This window comes from Streptomyces sp. CS113 (assembly GCF_002188365.1).
In the GTDB taxonomy this organism is placed as follows: domain Bacteria; phylum Actinomycetota; class Actinomycetes; order Streptomycetales; family Streptomycetaceae; genus Streptomyces; species Streptomyces tendae.
Map to the genome: position 1 here is coordinate 2,650,371 of NZ_KZ195574.1, position 15,458 is coordinate 2,665,828.

The 15,458-nt window shown below is 71.6% G+C and carries 13 protein-coding genes; 2 read left to right on the forward strand and 11 right to left on the reverse strand.

What is annotated here, in order from left to right; genetic code table 11:
• Nucleotides 1–57: 57 nt before the first annotated feature.
• The 5 genes from cimA to ureA form a co-directional block, all read right to left on the reverse strand.
• Nucleotides 58–1,662, reverse strand: coding sequence for a citramalate synthase (gene cimA, locus B9W62_RS11395; RefSeq protein WP_087807065.1), 1,605 nt, complete (start codon nucleotides 1,660–1,662; stop codon nucleotides 58–60).
• Between the two features lie 309 nt (nucleotides 1,663–1,971).
• Nucleotides 1,972–2,574: a TetR/AcrR family transcriptional regulator gene (locus B9W62_RS11400; protein WP_087807066.1), complete on the reverse strand. Its 603-nt coding sequence runs from the start codon at nucleotides 2,572–2,574 to the stop codon at nucleotides 1,972–1,974.
• A gap of 8 nt (nucleotides 2,575–2,582) precedes the next feature.
• Nucleotides 2,583–3,602 carry an agmatine deiminase family protein gene (locus B9W62_RS11405; protein ID WP_087807067.1) on the reverse strand — a complete coding sequence of 340 codons (1,020 nt, stop codon included), beginning with the start codon at nucleotides 3,600–3,602 and terminating at the stop codon, nucleotides 2,583–2,585.
• An 83-nt stretch (nucleotides 3,603–3,685) separates the two neighbouring features.
• Nucleotides 3,686–5,368 carry an urease subunit alpha gene (locus B9W62_RS11410; protein ID WP_087807068.1) on the reverse strand — a complete coding sequence of 561 codons (1,683 nt, stop codon included), beginning with the start codon at nucleotides 5,366–5,368 and terminating at the stop codon, nucleotides 3,686–3,688.
• Nucleotides 5,365–6,048 (reverse strand): urease subunit gamma, encoded by a 684-nt coding sequence (gene ureA / locus B9W62_RS11415; protein WP_087807069.1) that lies wholly within the window; start codon nucleotides 6,046–6,048, stop codon nucleotides 5,365–5,367. Before ureA ends, B9W62_RS11410 begins: the two co-directional genes overlap by 4 nt.
• 173 nt (nucleotides 6,049–6,221) lie before the next feature.
• Between ureA and B9W62_RS11420 the strand changes: the two genes are divergently transcribed.
• Nucleotides 6,222–7,670 carry a cytosine permease gene (locus tag B9W62_RS11420; RefSeq protein WP_087807070.1) on the forward strand — a complete coding sequence of 483 codons (1,449 nt, stop codon included), beginning with the start codon at nucleotides 6,222–6,224 and terminating at the stop codon, nucleotides 7,668–7,670.
• Nucleotides 7,671–7,724: 54 nt separating this feature from the next.
• Here B9W62_RS11420 and B9W62_RS11425 read toward each other — a convergent pair whose 3' ends face one another.
• The 5 genes from B9W62_RS11425 to B9W62_RS11445 all read right to left on the reverse strand — a co-directional run bounded on the left by B9W62_RS11425 (nucleotide 7,725) and on the right by B9W62_RS11445 (nucleotide 13,431).
• Nucleotides 7,725–8,813: a branched-chain amino acid aminotransferase gene (locus tag B9W62_RS11425; RefSeq protein WP_087807071.1), complete on the reverse strand. Its 1,089-nt coding sequence runs from the start codon at nucleotides 8,811–8,813 to the stop codon at nucleotides 7,725–7,727.
• A 262-nt stretch (nucleotides 8,814–9,075) separates the two neighbouring features.
• Nucleotides 9,076–10,119 (reverse strand): 3-isopropylmalate dehydrogenase, encoded by a 1,044-nt coding sequence (locus B9W62_RS11430; RefSeq protein WP_087807072.1) that lies wholly within the window; start codon nucleotides 10,117–10,119, stop codon nucleotides 9,076–9,078.
• Between the two features lie 74 nt (nucleotides 10,120–10,193).
• A complete protein-coding gene (locus B9W62_RS40680; protein WP_087807073.1) occupies nucleotides 10,194–10,325 on the reverse strand; it encodes a hypothetical protein in 132 nt (43 codons plus the stop codon).
• A gap of 305 nt (nucleotides 10,326–10,630) precedes the next feature.
• A complete protein-coding gene (gene pruA / locus B9W62_RS11440; protein WP_087807074.1) occupies nucleotides 10,631–12,271 on the reverse strand; it encodes an L-glutamate gamma-semialdehyde dehydrogenase in 1,641 nt (546 codons plus the stop codon).
• Between the two features lie 179 nt (nucleotides 12,272–12,450).
• Nucleotides 12,451–13,431, reverse strand: coding sequence for a proline dehydrogenase family protein (locus B9W62_RS11445; protein WP_087807075.1), 981 nt, complete (start codon nucleotides 13,429–13,431; stop codon nucleotides 12,451–12,453).
• 165 nt (nucleotides 13,432–13,596) lie between these two features.
• Here B9W62_RS11445 and B9W62_RS11450 point away from each other — a divergent pair, with 165 nt between their 5' ends.
• Nucleotides 13,597–14,844: a PucR family transcriptional regulator gene (locus tag B9W62_RS11450; protein WP_087807076.1), complete on the forward strand. Its 1,248-nt coding sequence runs from the start codon at nucleotides 13,597–13,599 to the stop codon at nucleotides 14,842–14,844.
• On the opposite strand, the gene B9W62_RS11455 is transcribed toward B9W62_RS11450, so the two are convergent.
• A complete protein-coding gene (locus tag B9W62_RS11455; RefSeq protein WP_087807077.1) occupies nucleotides 14,825–15,415 on the reverse strand; it encodes a TetR/AcrR family transcriptional regulator in 591 nt (196 codons plus the stop codon). The genes B9W62_RS11450 and B9W62_RS11455 overlap by 20 nt on opposite strands.
• Between the last annotated feature and the right edge of the window lie 43 nt (nucleotides 15,416–15,458).

A 15,458-nucleotide genomic window follows, 5' to 3' on the forward strand; every position in this document is an offset into this window, starting at 1 on the left:
GAACGTACCCGAACGGGCCTCAATCAGACATAAAGAGTGAAGCCATATGTGCCGGACTCACTCGGCGGGCGTGACCCCCGCCCGCAGCAGCCCGTACGTGTAGGCGTCCTCCAGGGCCTGCCAGGAGGCGGCGATGACGTTCTCCGCGACGCCCACCGTGGCCCACTCCCCCGTGCCGTCCGAGGTGGAGATGAGGACCCTGGTCGTGGACTGGGTGCCGTGCACGCCCTCCAGGATGCGGACCTTGTAGTCGACCAGGTCGAGCTTGGCCAGCTCGGGGTAGATCTTCTCCAGGGCGACGCGCAGCGTCCGGTCCAGGGCGTTGACCGGGCCGTTGCCCTCGGCGGTGGCGACGATGCGCTCGCCCTTGGCCCAGAGCTTGACGGTGGCCTCGTTGGCGTGGCTGCCGTCGGGGCGGTCCTCGGTGATCGCGCGCCAGGACTCGACCTCGAAGTACTTGAGCGGCCTGCCCTCCGCCTCGGCGCGCAGCAGCAGTTCGAAGCTGGCGTCGGCGGCCTCGTAGGTGTAGCCCGCCAGCTCGCGCTCCTTGACCCGCTCGACGACCCGGCCGACCAGTTCGCGGTCGCCGCCGAGGTCGATGCCGAGTTCCTTGCCCTTCAGCTCGATGGAGGCGCGTCCGGCCATGTCGGAGACCAGCATGCGCATGGTGTTGCCGACCAGCTCGGGGTCGATGTGCTGGTAGAGGTCCGGGTCGACCTTGATCGCGGAGGCGTGCAGGCCGGCCTTGTGCGCGAAGGCGGAGACACCCACGTAGGGCTGGTGGGTGGAGGGGGTGAGGTTGACGACCTCGGCGACGGCATGGGAGATGCGGGTCATCTCCCGCAGCCGGCCCTCGGGCAGCACCTGCTTGCCGTACTTCAGCTCCAGCGCGGCCACGACCGGGAACAGGTTGGCGTTGCCGACCCGCTCGCCGTAGCCGTTGGCCGTGCACTGGACGTGGGTGGCGCCCGCGTCGACCGCGGCGAGGGTGTTGGCGACCGCGCAGCCGGTGTCGTCCTGGGCGTGGATGCCGAGCCGGGCGCCGGTGTCGGCGAGCACCGTGGCGACCACGGCCTGGATCTGCGCCGGGAGCATGCCGCCGTTGGTGTCGCACAGGATGACGACGTCGGCACCGGCCTCGGCGGCGGTGCGCACGACCGACTTCGCGTACTCGGGGTTGGCGCGGTAGCCGTCGAAGAAGTGCTCGCAGTCGACGAAGACCCGGCGCCCCTGCGCCTTGAGGTGGGAGACGGTGTCGGCGACCATCGCCAGGTTCTCGTCCAGCGTGGTGCGCAGGGCCAGTTCGACGTGCCGGTCGTGCGACTTGGCGACCAGGGTGATCACCTCGGCGCCGGAGTCGAGCAGCGCCTTGACCTGGTGGTCCTCGGCGGCGGTGGCACCCGCGCGGCGGGTGGAGCCGAAGGCGACCAGGCGGGCGTGCCGGAAGTCGATCTCCTCCCGGGCGCGGGCGAAGAACTCGGTGTCCCGCGGGTTGGCGCCGGGCCAGCCGCCCTCGATGAAGCCCACGCCGAAGTCGTCCAGGTGCCGTGCGATGGCCAGCTTGTCCGCGACCGTGAGGTTGATGCCCTCGCGCTGCGCGCCGTCGCGCAGGGTGGTGTCGAAGACGTGGAACGAATCGTCGAGTTCGCTGGTTGCGGTCATGATCTGAAGGCTCCTGTTGGGGATCTCGGTCTACCGGAATGACCGGTTCCACCGTCCGTCTATGATCCCTCGCGCTCTCTTCCCGGCTCGGGGTGGGCCAGGAAAGCGAAAAACCTCTCGCGGGTGCGAGAGGTCTGCGCGCGGGTCGAGGACGACGGTGTCCACCCGTACCTGGTCGTACGTGGTGGTCACTGCGGACCGGCGCGCCTGCTGCCAATAATCATGGCGAACGAGAGCACGGGGGCAGTCTGGCACATTCCGTCCCCCTGTCCACCGCCCGTCTCAGGATGCGAGCGACGGGCGTCCGGATCAGGACCGCGCCAGGAGCCCCTCGGCGAGGAACTCCCGTGCGTGGCCCAGTACCTGCGCCCGGTCGGTCCCGCGCAGGCCGATCGCCACGTGGATGGCGAAGCCGTCGAGCAGGGCCCGCAGCCGCGACGCGAAGCGGTCGGGGTCGACCGGCCGGAACTCGCCGCGCGAGATGCCCTCCGCGAGCAGGGCGACCAGGTCGCGGTGCCAGGCGCCCTCGATGGCGGCCTGCCGGTCGCGGGCCTCGTCGGGGGCGTTCTGCGAGCGGTTCCACACCTCCAGCCACAGCGTCCAGTGCGGGTCGCGGTGGCCGTCCGGGACGTACAGGTCGACGTAGGCGTCGAGGCGTTCCCGGGCGGTGCCGGGCCGGGTGAGCAGGCGGCCGCGCTCGGCGCCGAGCCGGCCCTCGCTCCACTCCAGGGTGCGCAGCAGCAGTTCGTCCTTGGAACCGAAGTAGTACAGGAGGTGGCCGCTGCTCATGCCGACCTCGCGGCCGAGCGCCGCCATGGTGAGCTTCTCCAGGCCGCGCTCGGCGATCATCTCCATGGCGGCGGCGAGCACGTCCTCGCGCGGCGGGGCCTGCCTGCGCCCACCACCGGCCATCTCCACTCCTAGGTCTTCGGCTGCTGCTGCGTGATGCAGTGGATGCCCCCGCCACCCGCGAAGATCGTACGCGCGTCCACCAGGGTCACCGTCCGGTCGGGGAACAGGCGGCGGAGGATGCCCGCCGCCCGTTCGTCGTTCGGGTCGCCGAAGGCGCACAGGACGACGCCGTCGTTGCACAGGTAGTGGTTGATGTACGAGTAGTCGACCCAGTCGCCCTCCTCGTCCTTGAGGACCGTCGGGGCGGGGACCTCGACCACCTCGAGCCGGCGGCCCTTGGCGTCGGTCTGGCCGCGGAGGAGCTCCAGGTACAGCTGTGAGCGCTCGTGGTCGGGGTGCCGGGGGTCGCGCTGGCTGTGCACGAGGACGGTGCCCGGCCGCGCGAAGGCCGCGACGATGTCGACGTGCCCCTGGGTGCCGTACCTGCCGTAGTCGCCGCTCAGCCCGTGCGGGAGCCAGATCGCCTTGGTGGTGCCGAGCCTGGCGTGGATCTCCGCCTCGACCTCCTCGCGGGTCCGGCCGGGGTTGCGGCCGGACCCGAGCTGGACGGTGTCGGTCAGCAGGACCGTGCCCTCGCCGTCGACGTGGATCGCGCCGCCCTCGTTGACGAGGGTGCTGCTCAGCACGGGGGCGCCGGCGAGGTCCGCGACGTGGCGGGCGATCTTGGCGTCGTGCTCCCAGCGGGCCCAGTCCTGGGCGCCCCAGCCGTTGAACACCCAGTCCACGGCAACCAGTTGGCCCCGCCCGTCCGTCACGAAGGTCGGGCCGATGTCCCGCATCCAGGCGTCGTCCAGCTCGCGCTCCACCAGGTCGACGTCCGGGCCGAGCAGCTCACGCGCCGTGGCGCCCTGGCCGGGTCCGTGCACCATCGTCACCGGCTCGAAACGACGCACCGCGCGGGCGACGCGGGCCCAGGCCGCACGGGCCCCGGCCAGCTCCTCGTCGTCGGTGAACGTCGAGTTGGGGCCGGGCCAGGCCATCCAGGTGCGTTCGTGGGGAGCCCACTCGGGAGGCATGCGGAAGGTCATGGAGGTGTCCCAGGAGGTCGGAGGGGAGGTCGGAGGGAGGCCGGGCGAAGGCCAGGAGAGAGCCAGGAAGGGTCAGGAACAGGTCAGAGGAAGTAGAGGCGGTTGAGCGGGACCGACTCGGCGGGTTCGGAGCACAGCGGGTCGCCGTCGAGGGTGACCAGGCCGGTGCGCTGGTCGACGTCGACCGCGCCGGTCCGGGAGTTCCGGCGCAGGTCGGCCGGGCCGATGCCGCGGGTGCCGCGTACGGCGACCCGGCGGCGGCGGGTCGGCATCGTGTCGTGCCCCTGGTCGACGGCGGCCTGCGCCACGAAGGCCACGGATATCTCGGCGGGCGTGGCACCGTGCGCGCCGAACTGGGGGCCGAGGACCAGGGGTTCGCAGGTGTCGGTGGCCGCGTTCGGGTCGCCGACCACCCCGTACGCCGGGAAGCCCGACTTGAGGACCAGCTGCGGCTTGGCCCCGAAGTACTCCGGGCGCCACAGCACGATGTCGGCGAGCTTGCCGACCTCGAGGGAGCCGACCTCGTGGGACAGGCCGTGGGCGATGGCCGGGTTGACGGTCAGCTTGGCGATGTACCGCAGGACGCGCTCGTTGTCGTCGTCCCCGTCCGCGCCGAACTGGGCCTTCATCTTGCCGGCCATGGCGAAGGTGCGGCGGACGGTCTCGCCGGCCCGGCCCATGCCCTGCGCGTCGGAGGAGGTGATGCCGATGGCACCCAGGTCGTGCAGCACGTCCTCGGCGCCCATGGTCCCGGCGCGGATGCGGTCGCGGGCCATGGCGGCGTCGCCCGGCAGGTCGGTCTTCAGGTCGTGGACGGAGACGATCATGCCGTAGTGCTCGGCGACCGCGTCCCGGCCGAAGGGCAGGGTGGGGTTGGTGGACGAGCCGATGACGTTCGGGACGCCGGCCATCTTCAGCACGTTGGGGACGTGTCCGCCGCCGCAGCCCTCGATGTGGAAGGCGTGGATGGTGCGGCCCTCCAGGACCCGCAGGGTGTCCTCCACGGAGAGGCACTCGTTGAGGCCGTCGCTGTGCAGGGCGACCTGGACGTCGTGCTCCTCGGCGACGCGCAGCGCGGTGTCGAGGGCGCGGGTGTGGGCGCCCATGTCCTCGTGCACCTTGAAGCCGGACGCCCCGCCCTCGGCCAGCGCCTCGACCAGCGGGGCGTCGTGGGAGGAGGAACCCCGGCCCAGGAAGCCGATGTTGACCGGCCAGGCGTCGAAGGCGCCGAACGCGTGCTTCAGCGCCCAGGGCGAGTTGACGCCGACGCCCCACACCGGGCCGAACTCCTGGCCGATGATCGTCGTCACGCCGGACGCGAGCGAGGCCTCCATGATGCGCGGGGAGAGCAGGTGGACGTGGGTGTCCACGGCCCCGGCGGTGGCGACCAGGCCCTCGCCGGACACGATCGAGGTGCCGGTGCCGACCACGACGTCGACGCCGTCGAGGGTGTCGGGGTTACCGGCCCGGCCGATGGCGTGGATGCGCCCCTCGCGGATGCCGATCGACACCTTCCGGATGCCCTGCACGGCGTCGATCACGACCACGTTGCTGATCACGACGTCGCAGGTGTCGCGGACGGCGGCGGCCTTGAGGTGCAGTCCGTCGCGGGCCGTCTTGCCGAAACCGGCGAGGAACTCGTCGCCGTACCGCTGGGCGTCGGACTCGACGCGGACCACCAGGCCCGAGTCGCCGAGGCGGAACCGGTCACCGGCGCGCGGGCCGTGGGTGGCGGCGTAGGCGTACGGGTCGATGTCCGTGCTCATCGGTCTGCTCCCAGATATCCGCAGGCGGCGGCCCTCCGCAGGGCCTCTTCCCTGGCGCCCGGTGCGTCCAGCGGGCCGTCGACCAGCCCGGCGAAGCCGATGGCGACGCGCGCGCCGCCGATCGGCACGAGCCCCACCTCGACGCGCTCGCCGGGGCCGAAGCGGACCGAGGACCCGGCGGGCACGGCCAGGCGCATGCCGTAGGCCCGCTCACGGTCGAAGTCCAGGCGCGGGTTGGCCTCGAAGAAGTGGAAGTGGGAGGTCACGGAGACGGGCACGGTCGCGGTGTTGGTGACCGGGAGCCGCAGCGCCGCCACCGGTTCGGCGTGCGCGCGTCCCGGCAGCAGAGCACCGGGGGCGTCGGCGCCGAGCCCGCCGCCCGCGACGGGGTCGGTGACGACCGCGAGGCGGGAGCCGTCGTCGAAGACGGCCTCCACGTGCACCTCGGTGACCACGTCGGCGACGCCGGGCAGGACGTCGTCCGGGCCGAGGACGGACCGGGCGCGCTCGACGGCCTCGGCGAGGCGGGCTCCGTCGCGGGCGGCCTCGCACACGGTGTCCGCGATCAGCGCGGTCGCCTCCGGCACGTTCAGCCTGAGCCCGCGGGCCCGGCGGGCGCGGGCCAGCTCCGCCGCCCCGAACAGCAGCAGCCGGTCCCGTTCCGTGGGGGTCAGTCGCACGTCACGGCACCTCCTCACTTGTCCGACATTAGAGCGTCGCTCTAAACGAGAACCTCACCCTAGACGGGAATTACAAGCAACGGAACCGTTGACGGACGGCAGGGGCAGACGTCACATTGAACGTCGCTCTAACATCGCTCCACCCCTCTGGCGGCCGTCGAAGGAGACCAGCCATGCCGATAGAACAGCGCGGAGTCGACACCATCCCGGAAGCGGAACGCACCAGCGGGCCCCGGGACCTCGTCTCGATCCTGCTCGGGTCCAACCTCTGCCTGGGCGTGATCGTCTTCGGCTGGCTGCCGCCGTCCTTCGGCCTCGGCTGGTGGGCGTCGGTGAGTTCGGTGGTCGCGGGGACGGTCGTCGGCACGCTGTTCACGGCCCCGCTGGCGCTGATCTCCCTGCGCACCGGCACCAACCTGTCCACGTCCTCCGGAGCCCAGTTCGGCGTGCGCGGGCGGCTGGTGGGCTCGGTGGTCGGACTGCTGCTGGCCCTCGGCTACACCGCGCTGACCGTGTGGATCGGCGGGGACGTGATGACGGGCGTGCTCGGACGGCTGCTCGGCGTGCCGCAGGGCGGTGCCACGTACGCCGTCGTCTACGGCCTGCTGGCCGCCGCGACCGTCGCGGGCGCGGTCTACGGCTACCGGGTGCTGCTCGCCATGTCCCGGGTGCTGGCCTACGGCATGACCGCGCTGCTGGCGCTGGGCGTGATCGCCTACGCGCCCGACTTCACGACCGCCGCGCTGCCGGAGGCGGGCGGGTATCTGCTGGGCGGGTTCTGGCCGACGTGGCTGCTGGCCGCGGTGGCCGCGGGACTGTCCGGGCCGATCGCCTTCATCACGCTGCTCGGCGACTACACCCGCTACATCTCCCCGGTCCGCTTCTCCTCCCGCCGGGTGCTGCACGCGACCTGGCTGGGCCTGACGCTGGGGCTGCTGGTCCCGCAGCTCTTCGGCACCTTCACGGCGTACGCCGCCCGCGCCGCCCTGGACTACGCGGGGCCGCTGGTCGACGCCGCCCCCGCCTGGTACCTGGTCCCGCTGCTGCTGGCCGCCTCGGCCGGCTCGGTGGGCAACGCGGGGCTGATGCTCTACTCGATGGGCCTGGACCTGGACGCCATCCTGCCGCGCGCCTCCCGGGCCCGCGCCACCTGCGCGGTCGCCGTCGTCGCCACGGCCTGCGTCTTCGCCGGGCACTACGCCTGGGAGGCGCAGTCGGCGATGACGTCCTTCGTGCTGCTGCTGACGGCGATCGGCACCCCGTGGGCGGTCATCACGATGATCGGCTCGGTGCGCTGCGGCGGGGTGTACGACGCCGACGCCCTCCAGGTCTTCAACCGCCGGGCCCGGGGCGGGATCTACTGGTACCGCTCCGGCTGGAACGTCCCCGCGACGGCGGCCTGGGCGGTGGGCGCGGCGGTCGGCGTGCTCGCGGTGTCCCTGCCGTCGTACGAGGGCCCGCTGCTGTCCCTCACCGGCGGGGTGGATTGCAGCTTCCTGCTGTCGGGGCTGGTGGGCGGGGTGGTGTACGTGCTGTGCACGCCGGGAGCCGCTGGGGCGGAGGTTCCCGAGGAGGGGCTGCTCACTTCTTGTCCGACCGAGACGGGTGGTGGGCGGATATAGGCCGGGGGTCCGGGGGCGGAGCCCCCGGCGAGGTCCGCCCCCACGCCGGGCGCCTCAGACCAGCGTGTGCATCCACCCGTGCACGTCCGCGACCGTCCCCCGCTGGATGTCGAGCAGCGCGTCCCGCAGCCGCTGCGTCACCTCGCCCGGCTCGCCCCCGCTCTGCTGCCACTGGGCCCCGGTGCGCTTGACCGTGCCGACCGGGGTGATCACGGCCGCGGTCCCGCAGGCGAAGACCTCGGTGAGGGTGCCGTTCTCCGAGTCGCGCTGCCACTGGTCGACCGAGACCCGGCCCTCCTCGGCCTCGTAGCCGAGGTCGCGGGCGACGGTGAGCAGGGAGTCGCGGGTGACGCCCTCCAGGATGGAGCCGGTGAGGGTCGGCGTGATGATCTTGTTGCCGTACACGAAGTACAGGTTCATGCCGCCCAGTTCCTCGACCCACTTGCGCTCGATGGCGTCGAGGTAGCAGACCTGGTCGCAGCCCTTGGTGGCGGCCTCGGCCTGCGCCAGCAGCGAGGCCGCGTAGTTCCCGCCGGTCTTGGCGTCGCCCATGCCGCCGGGGACGGCGCGGACCCGGTCCTCGGAGACCCAGATGGAGACGGGCTTGACGCCGCCCGGGAAGTAGGCGCCGGCCGGGGAGGCGATGACGAGGAAGAGGTACTCGTTGGCGGGCTTGACGCCCAGGCCGACCTCGGTCGCGATCATGAAGGGGCGCAGATAGAGCGACTCCTCGCCGCCGTGCGCCGGGACCCACTTCTCGTCCTGCGCGACCAGCGCGTCGCAGGCCTCGATGAAGGTGTCCACCGGAAGCTCGGGCATGCCCAGGCGGCGCGCGGACGCCTGGAAGCGGGCGCCGTTCTTCTCCGGGCGGAAGGTGGCGACGGAGCCGTCGGGCCGCCGGTAGGCCTTGAGTCCCTCGAAGATCTCCTGGGCGTAGTGCAGGACCATGGTGGCCGGGTCGAGGGAGAGCGGGGCGTACGGCACGAGCTGGCCGTCGTGCCAGCCGCGGCCCTCGGTCCACTTGATCGTCACCATGTGGTCGGTGAAGTGGCGGCCGAACCCGGGGTTGGCCAGAATCGCCGCGCGCTCGGAGTCCGAGAGCGGGTTGGCGGAGGGCTTGAGCTCGATCGTGGGCGTCGTCATGGGTGGCTGTCCTTCACCGGTGTGTGTTGTGACGGGCCGCGGTCACGCCCGTACGGCCGGTGGCCGGTGCTAGGACGTCCGAGCATTCCCTCAAGTCGCGGCTTTCGCGTTCGATTATCGCGCGCGGCCCGCGACGGGTGAAACGGGGTGAATGCGGTCCAGGGTTCGATGGTCGCACCTGGCGGACGCAGGAGAAAGCCGCCGGGTGCCTTGTTTTTCGGACCCGGCGGCTTCGAAAGATTGGATTTCGAGTGCGCCGGGGTCAGCCGGCTACTCGTACGGCGAGCGCGTCGCCGATCTCGGAGGTGCTCCGGGCGGGCAGACCGCCGCGCTCGCCGAGGTCGGCGGAGACGGCGTCCTCGATCCGGGCGGCCTCGTCCTCGTGGCCGAGGTGGCGCAGCAGCAGGGCGACGGACAGGACCGTGGCGGTGGGGTCGGCCTTGCCCTGGCCGGCGATGTCCGGCGCGGAGCCGTGCACCGGCTCGAACATCGACGGGAAGTCGCCGGACGGGTTGATGTTCCCGCTGGCGGCGACGCCGATGCCGCCGGAGACGGCCGCGGCGAGGTCGGTGATGATGTCGCCGAAGAGGTTGTCGGTGACGATCACGTCGAACCGGGCCGGGTCGGTGACCAGGAAGATGGTCGCGGCGTCGACGTGGATGTAGTCGGTGGTGACCTCGGGGAAGTCCGCCGCGACCTTGTTGAAGATGTTGGTCCACAGGTGGCCCGCGAAGGTCAGCACGTTGTTCTTGTGGACCAGCGTGAGCTTCTTGCGGGGGCGGGCCTGGGCGCGGGCGAAGGCGTCGCGGACGACGCGCTCGACGCCGTAGGCCGTGTTGACGGAGACCTCGGTGGCGACCTCGTGCTCGGTGCCCTTGCGGATGGTGCCGCCGTTGCCCGTGTAGGGGCCCTCGGTGCCCTCGCGGACGACGACGAAGTCGATCTCGGGCTGACCGGCGAGCGGGGTGGCGACGCCGGGCAGGAGCTTGCTCGGCCGCAGGTTGACGTGGTGGTCGAAGGCGAAGCGGAGCTTGAGCAGGAAGCCGCGCTCCAGCACGCCGGACGGCACGGACGGGTCGCCGATCGCGCCGAGCAGGATGGCGTCGTGCGCCTTGAGGGCGTCGAGGTCGGCGTCGGTGAGGGTCTCACCGGTGGCGTGGTAGCGCCGGGCGCCGAAGTCGAATTCCTTGGTCTCCAGCTTCACATCCTGCGGGAGGACGGCGGAGAGGACCTTGAGACCCTCGGCCACGACCTCCTGGCCGATGCCGTCACCGGGAATCACTGCGAGATTGAGGCTGCGAGACATGACGGCACCCTATCGCTCGTCCCACGGGATGACATGAGGCGTCCGCCATGCGGACGCCCTGTCGTCCGCGCGGCTCAGTGGCCGGAGGCGCCGCCGTTGTCCCGGCGGTCGAGGGAGCGCTGGAGGGCGGCCGCGGCGTTCTTGCGGTCGGAGTCGCTGGTACGGGAGAGGTGGCGGACTCGGCGGCGGACGGTCGTCTCGGCCATGGGAATCGACTCCTTCGGCACAAAGGGAGCGCGGAAAGCGAGGGTGGGGAGCGACGCCGGAAGGGACGGGGAGCGCGATGCCGCAGGGGTTGCCTGCGCGGGCACGGCTCACGACCGCCATTCGCTCGATCGAGCGGGACGTTCGGCTCCTACAAAGTTAAGGGAGCGCGGAGCGTCTGTCTCCACAATTACTCGGACTTCCTACTATCTGAGACGGCGCCTCGACTCGCACGTCCCCCACCTGCGAAAACGCCCGGCGGGCCAGGTCGGTCGACCTGGCCCGCCGGGCGCTTTGCGCGCGGGCGTCAGCCCATGTGCGGGTACGTGTAGTCGGTCGGCGCGACCAGCGTCTCCTTGATGGCGCGGGTCAGCGTCCAGCGCATCAGGTTCTGCGGGGCGCCGGCCTTGTCGTTGGTGCCGGAGGCACGGCCGCCGCCGAAGGGCTGCTGGCCGACCACGGCGCCGGTCGACTTGTCGTTGATGTAGAAGTTGCCGGCCGCGTAGCGCAGCTTCTCCATCGTGTACGCGGCCGCCGCGCGGTCGTTGGAGATGACCGAGCCGGTGAGCGCGTAGTCCGACACCGACTCCATCTGGGTCAGCATCGCGTCGTACGCGCCGTCGGCGCTGTCGTCGTACACGTGCACGGCGAGGAAGGGACCGAAGTACTCGGTGCGGAAGACCTCGTTCTCCGGGTCGGTGCACTCGACGACGGTCGGGCGGACGAAGTAGCCGACCGAGTCGTCGTAGGAGCCGCCCGCGACGATGGTGCAGGTCTCGTCCTCCTTGGCGCGGTCGATGGCGGCCTTGTTCTTGGCGAAGGACCGCTCGTCGATGACGGCGCCGAGGAAGTTCGACAGGTCGGTGACGTCGCCCATGGTGAGGTAGTCGACCTCGGCGGCGAACTCCTCCTTGAACCCGTCGTTCCAGATGGACGCCGGGATGTACGCGCGGGAGGTGGCGCTGCACTTCTGGCCCTGGTACTCGAAGGCACCGCGGGTCAGGGCCGTCTTGAGGACGGCGCGGTCGGCCGACGGGTGGGCGACGAGGAAGTCCTTGCCGCCGGTCTCGCCGACCAGGCGCGGGTAGGTGCGGTACTTCTCGATGTTGTTGCCGACCGTCTTCCACAGGTGCTGGAAGGTCTTGGTCGAGCCGGTGAAGTGGATGCCCGCGAGGTCCCGGTGCTCCAGGGCGACCTCGGAGACCGCGATGCCGTCGCCGGTGACCAGGTTGATGACGCCCTTGGGCAGCCCGGCCTCCTCCAGGAGCTGCATCAGCAGCACGGCGGCGTGGGTCTGCGTCGGGGACGGCTTCCAGACCACCACGTTGCCCATGAGGGCCGGGGCGGTGGGCAGGTTGGCCGCGATCGCGCTGAAGTTGAACGGCGTGATCGCGTAGACGAAGCCCTCCAGCGGGCGGTGGTCCATGCGGTTCCACACGCCCTGGGAGTTGGCCGGGGGCTGCTCGGCCAGGATGTTGCGGGCGTAGTGCACGTTGAAGCGCCAGAAGTCGATCAACTCGCAGGGGCTGTCGATCTCGGCCTGCTGGGCGGTCTTGGACTGGCCGAGCATGGTGGAGGCCGCGATGGTCTCGCGCCACGGGCCGGACAGCAGCTCGGCGGCGCGCAGGATGATCGCCGCGCGGTCGTCGAAGGACATCGCGCGCCACGCGGGGGCGGCGGCCAGGGCGGCGTCGATCGCGTCCTGGGCGTCCTGCTGCGTGGCGTTGGCGTAGGTGCCCAGGCGCGCCTTGTGGTTGTGCGGCTGCACGACGTCGAAGCGCTCACCGCCGCCCATCCGCTTCACACCGCCGATGGTGCAGGGCAGGTCGACGGGGTTGTCGGCCAGCTCCTTGAGCTTGGCCTCCAGACGGGCGCGCTCGGGCGAGCCGGGGGCGTAGCCGTGCACCGGCTCGTTGACGGGGGTGGGGACCTGGGTCACAGCGTCCATGGGTTCCGTAACTCCTTTAACTGAGCGGTCTTGCGAGCGGGTGGGCTCAGCCCTTGCTGACCATCGAGCGGGCGAAGAACCGGAGGTTGGCCGGCTTCTCCGCCAGACGGCGCATGCTGTGCTTTCCCGGGGGGCGACCCCCGGACCCCCGGCAGTAGCCGCGGCACAGCCCGGTCGTATCAGCCACGGCCGATCACGCTCCGCGCGAAGAACCGGAGGTTCGCCGGCTTCTCCGCCAGACGGCGCATGAAGTAGCCGTACCAGTCGGTGCCGTACGCGGTGTACACGCGCATGCGGTGGCCCTCGGCGGCCAGTCGCAGGTGCTCGTCGCCCCGGATGCCGTACAGCATCTGGAACTCGTACTCGTCGAGCTTGCGTCCGGCCGTGCGGGCCAGCTCCTGGCCGATGGAGATCAGGCGCGGGTCGTGCGACCCGATCATCGGGTAGCCCTCGCCCTCCATCAGCGTGCGCAGGATGCGGACGTACGCCTTGTCGATCTCGTGGCGCTGCTGGTACGCGACCTCGGCGGGCTCCTTGTAGGCGCCCTTCACCAACCGTACGCGAGAGCCGCTGTCGGCGAGCCGGCGCGCGTCGGCCTCGGTGCGGAAGAGGTACGCCTGGATGACGCAGCCGGTCTGCGGGAAGTCCTTCCGCAGCTCCTCGTGGATGGCGAACATCGAGTCGAGGGTGGTGTGGTCCTCGGCGTCGAGCGTGACGGTGGTGCCGATCTCGGCGGCGGCCTCGACGACCGGGCGGACGTTCTTCAGGGCCAGCTCGTGGCCGCCGTGGAATGCGGCTGCGGGTCCGGAGGACCCTCCGTTGAGGGCGGTGGTGGGCGACGGGAGGGCCTGCCCGAACATGGAGAGCTTCACGGACATCTCGGCGCGGGTACCGAGCTCGAGCGGCTTCAGCCGGTCGATCAGCTCCAGGTACGCGTCGCGGGCGGCCTCGGCCTGCGCGGGGGTCGTGATGTCCTCGCCGACGACGTCCATCGTCAGTTCCAGGCCCTGATCGGTCAGCTCCCGGACGATCGGCACGATCTGGTCGACCGTCTCGCCGGGGATGAACCGGTCGACGACCGGCTTGGTCACGGGCGCGGCCGAAACCAGACGACGCATCCGGTCGCTGCGCGACGCGGCGAGAATCACGGGACCCAGCACGGGGCACCTCCACTTACCAACCAACACAGGGGCCGCTGCCCGACGAAGGGGGAACGGCACGGAGAACCACCGTGAAATCTAAGGATCCACCCGATCGTCGGCCATCGACAGCTGTCACGCATCCGTGCCGCGGATCTCAGACACATGTATGAAGGGCGCTCGCATATGCGGCAGAATGCCCGGGTGACGTCCGATTCCCGAGGTTCCGCAGGCGCCGGTGGTACGCGCGGTGACTACCAGGAGCTGATCGACGAGCTCTCCGAGCTGCTGGGCGCGCCCGCCACCCTGGAGAACCGCGACTTCGAGCTGATCGCCTTCGGCGCCTACGACAGCGAGGGCGACCTCGATCCCTCCGTCCTGGACCCGGTGCGCACCCGCTCGATCCTCACCCGGCGCTCCACGGCGGCGGTCCGGGCCTGGTTCGAGAGCTTCGGCATCACCCGGGCGACCGGCCCGGTCCGCATCCCGCCGACCCCCGAGGCGGGCGTGTACCGGGGACGCACCTGCCTGCCGGTACGCCATCGGGGGGTGGTCCTCGGCTATGTCTGGCTCCTGGACACCGACCCGGGGCCGACCGAGCGGCAGCTGGCGGCGGCCATGGCGGTCACGGCGCGGATCGGCGCGCTGCTCGCCGACGAGGCGCAGCACGGCGCGGACCTGAGCCGGGAGCTGCGGGCGGTGCTGACCGCCGAGCGGGACTGGCAGCGGGACATGGCCGTGGCGGAACTGCGCAGCGCCCTGGGACCGCGGGCGGACACCCCGCACGCGGTGGTCTGCGTGGCGCCCTGGCCCTCGGCCGACCCGGACGACGCGCCCTCGGTCCGTACGGTGCCGGGCGCGACGGCGCTGTGCACGGTGCCGTGGGGGGTCGCCGCCGTGTCGCTGGCGCTGCTGGTCCGGTTGCGCTCGGTGGAGGTGCAGACCCCGGCGACGTCGGCGGCGGGGCGGCTGCTGGAGCGGGCGGGAGCCCTGGGCGTGGACGGGCCTTCGGGCGCGGCGGGGGGCGCCGCGGCCGGTGTCTCGGCGCCGCGCACGGGTCTCGCCGACCTGGGGGCGGCCTGGTCGGAGGCCTCGGCCGCGGCCCGGGCGGCGCGGGCGGAGGAGCGGTTCGGGCCGGTCGCGCGGTGGACGTCGATCGGGGCGTTCCGCCTGCTGACCTCGCTGCCCCCGCGCTCCGCCGACGATCCCGCGGTGCGGGCCCTGCTCTCCCCCGCCCACCGCGAACTCGCCCGCACGGCGGAGGTGTACCTGGACTGCGCGGGCCAGGCCGGCCGCACCGCCGCCGAGCTGGGCGTCCACCGCCAGACGCTGTACTACCGGCTGTCCCGCGTCGAACAGCTCACGGGCCTGGACCTGGACGACGGCGAGGACCGGCTGCTGCTGCACATGGCGCTCAAGGCGCGTCGCCTGTAGCCGCCCCGATCACCCGGCGCAGGCCCTCGGTCAGCCTGTCGGCGTCGGGTGCGCTCTTCGGGTCGAAGGTCCACTGGGCGATGAGGCCGGTCATCAGGGTGACGTAGAACATGCCGAGGGTGTCCGTCGTCTCGTCCGTGACGTCCTCCTCCCTGCCGCCCATGAGCAGGGGGATGATGCCGCGCCCGGCCTCGCGCTGGGCGCGGCCGAGGTGGTCGCGCAGCTCGGGCATCCGGTCGCCCATGACCAGCACTTCCATGCTGAGGCGCCAGATGGAGCCGGGCTCCCGCATCGTGCCGATGATGTTCGACCACACCTGCTGGAACCGCTCGACCGAGCCCGGTTCGGTGTCGTCCAGCGCGGGGCCCTCCCCCTCGAAGGCGCCCCCCATCGCCTCGATCAGCTCGATGTACGCCTGTGCGAGCAGGACGTCCTTCGACCCGTAGTGGTAGCCGATGGACGCCAGGTTGGTGCCCGACTCCTTGACGATGTCCCGCGCGGTCGTGCGCGCGAACCCCTTCTCCAGCAGGCAGCGCTTGGCGCCCTCGAGCAGATCCTCACGGTGTCCCATGCGCCCACCCTACCCGCACCTTCATACGCACGTCTTAGACAAT

Excerpts from the sequence above, each read along its gene's own strand:
- B9W62_RS11410 (WP_087807068.1), bottom strand. The coding sequence starts at position 5,368 with ATGAGCACGGACATCGACCCGTACGCCTACGCCGCCACCCACGGCCCG.
- B9W62_RS11430 (WP_087807072.1), bottom strand. The coding sequence starts at position 10,119 with ATGTCTCGCAGCCTCAATCTCGCAGTGATTCCCGGTGACGGCATCGGC.
- B9W62_RS11450 (WP_087807076.1), top strand. The coding sequence starts at position 13,597 with ATGCGGCAGAATGCCCGGGTGACGTCCGATTCCCGAGGTTCCGCAGGC.
- B9W62_RS11425 (WP_087807071.1), bottom strand. The coding sequence starts at position 8,813 with ATGACGACGCCCACGATCGAGCTCAAGCCCTCCGCCAACCCGCTCTCG.
- B9W62_RS11455 (WP_087807077.1), bottom strand. The coding sequence starts at position 15,415 with ATGGGACACCGTGAGGATCTGCTCGAGGGCGCCAAGCGCTGCCTGCTG.
- pruA (WP_087807074.1), bottom strand. The coding sequence starts at position 12,271 with ATGGACGCTGTGACCCAGGTCCCCACCCCCGTCAACGAGCCGGTGCAC.
- B9W62_RS11400 (WP_087807066.1), bottom strand. The coding sequence starts at position 2,574 with ATGGCCGGTGGTGGGCGCAGGCAGGCCCCGCCGCGCGAGGACGTGCTC.
- B9W62_RS11420 (WP_087807070.1), top strand. The coding sequence starts at position 6,222 with ATGCCGATAGAACAGCGCGGAGTCGACACCATCCCGGAAGCGGAACGC.
- B9W62_RS11405 (WP_087807067.1), bottom strand. The coding sequence starts at position 3,602 with ATGACCTTCCGCATGCCTCCCGAGTGGGCTCCCCACGAACGCACCTGG.
- B9W62_RS40680 (WP_087807073.1), bottom strand. The coding sequence starts at position 10,325 with ATGGCCGAGACGACCGTCCGCCGCCGAGTCCGCCACCTCTCCCGTACC.
- cimA (WP_087807065.1), bottom strand. The coding sequence starts at position 1,662 with ATGACCGCAACCAGCGAACTCGACGATTCGTTCCACGTCTTCGACACC.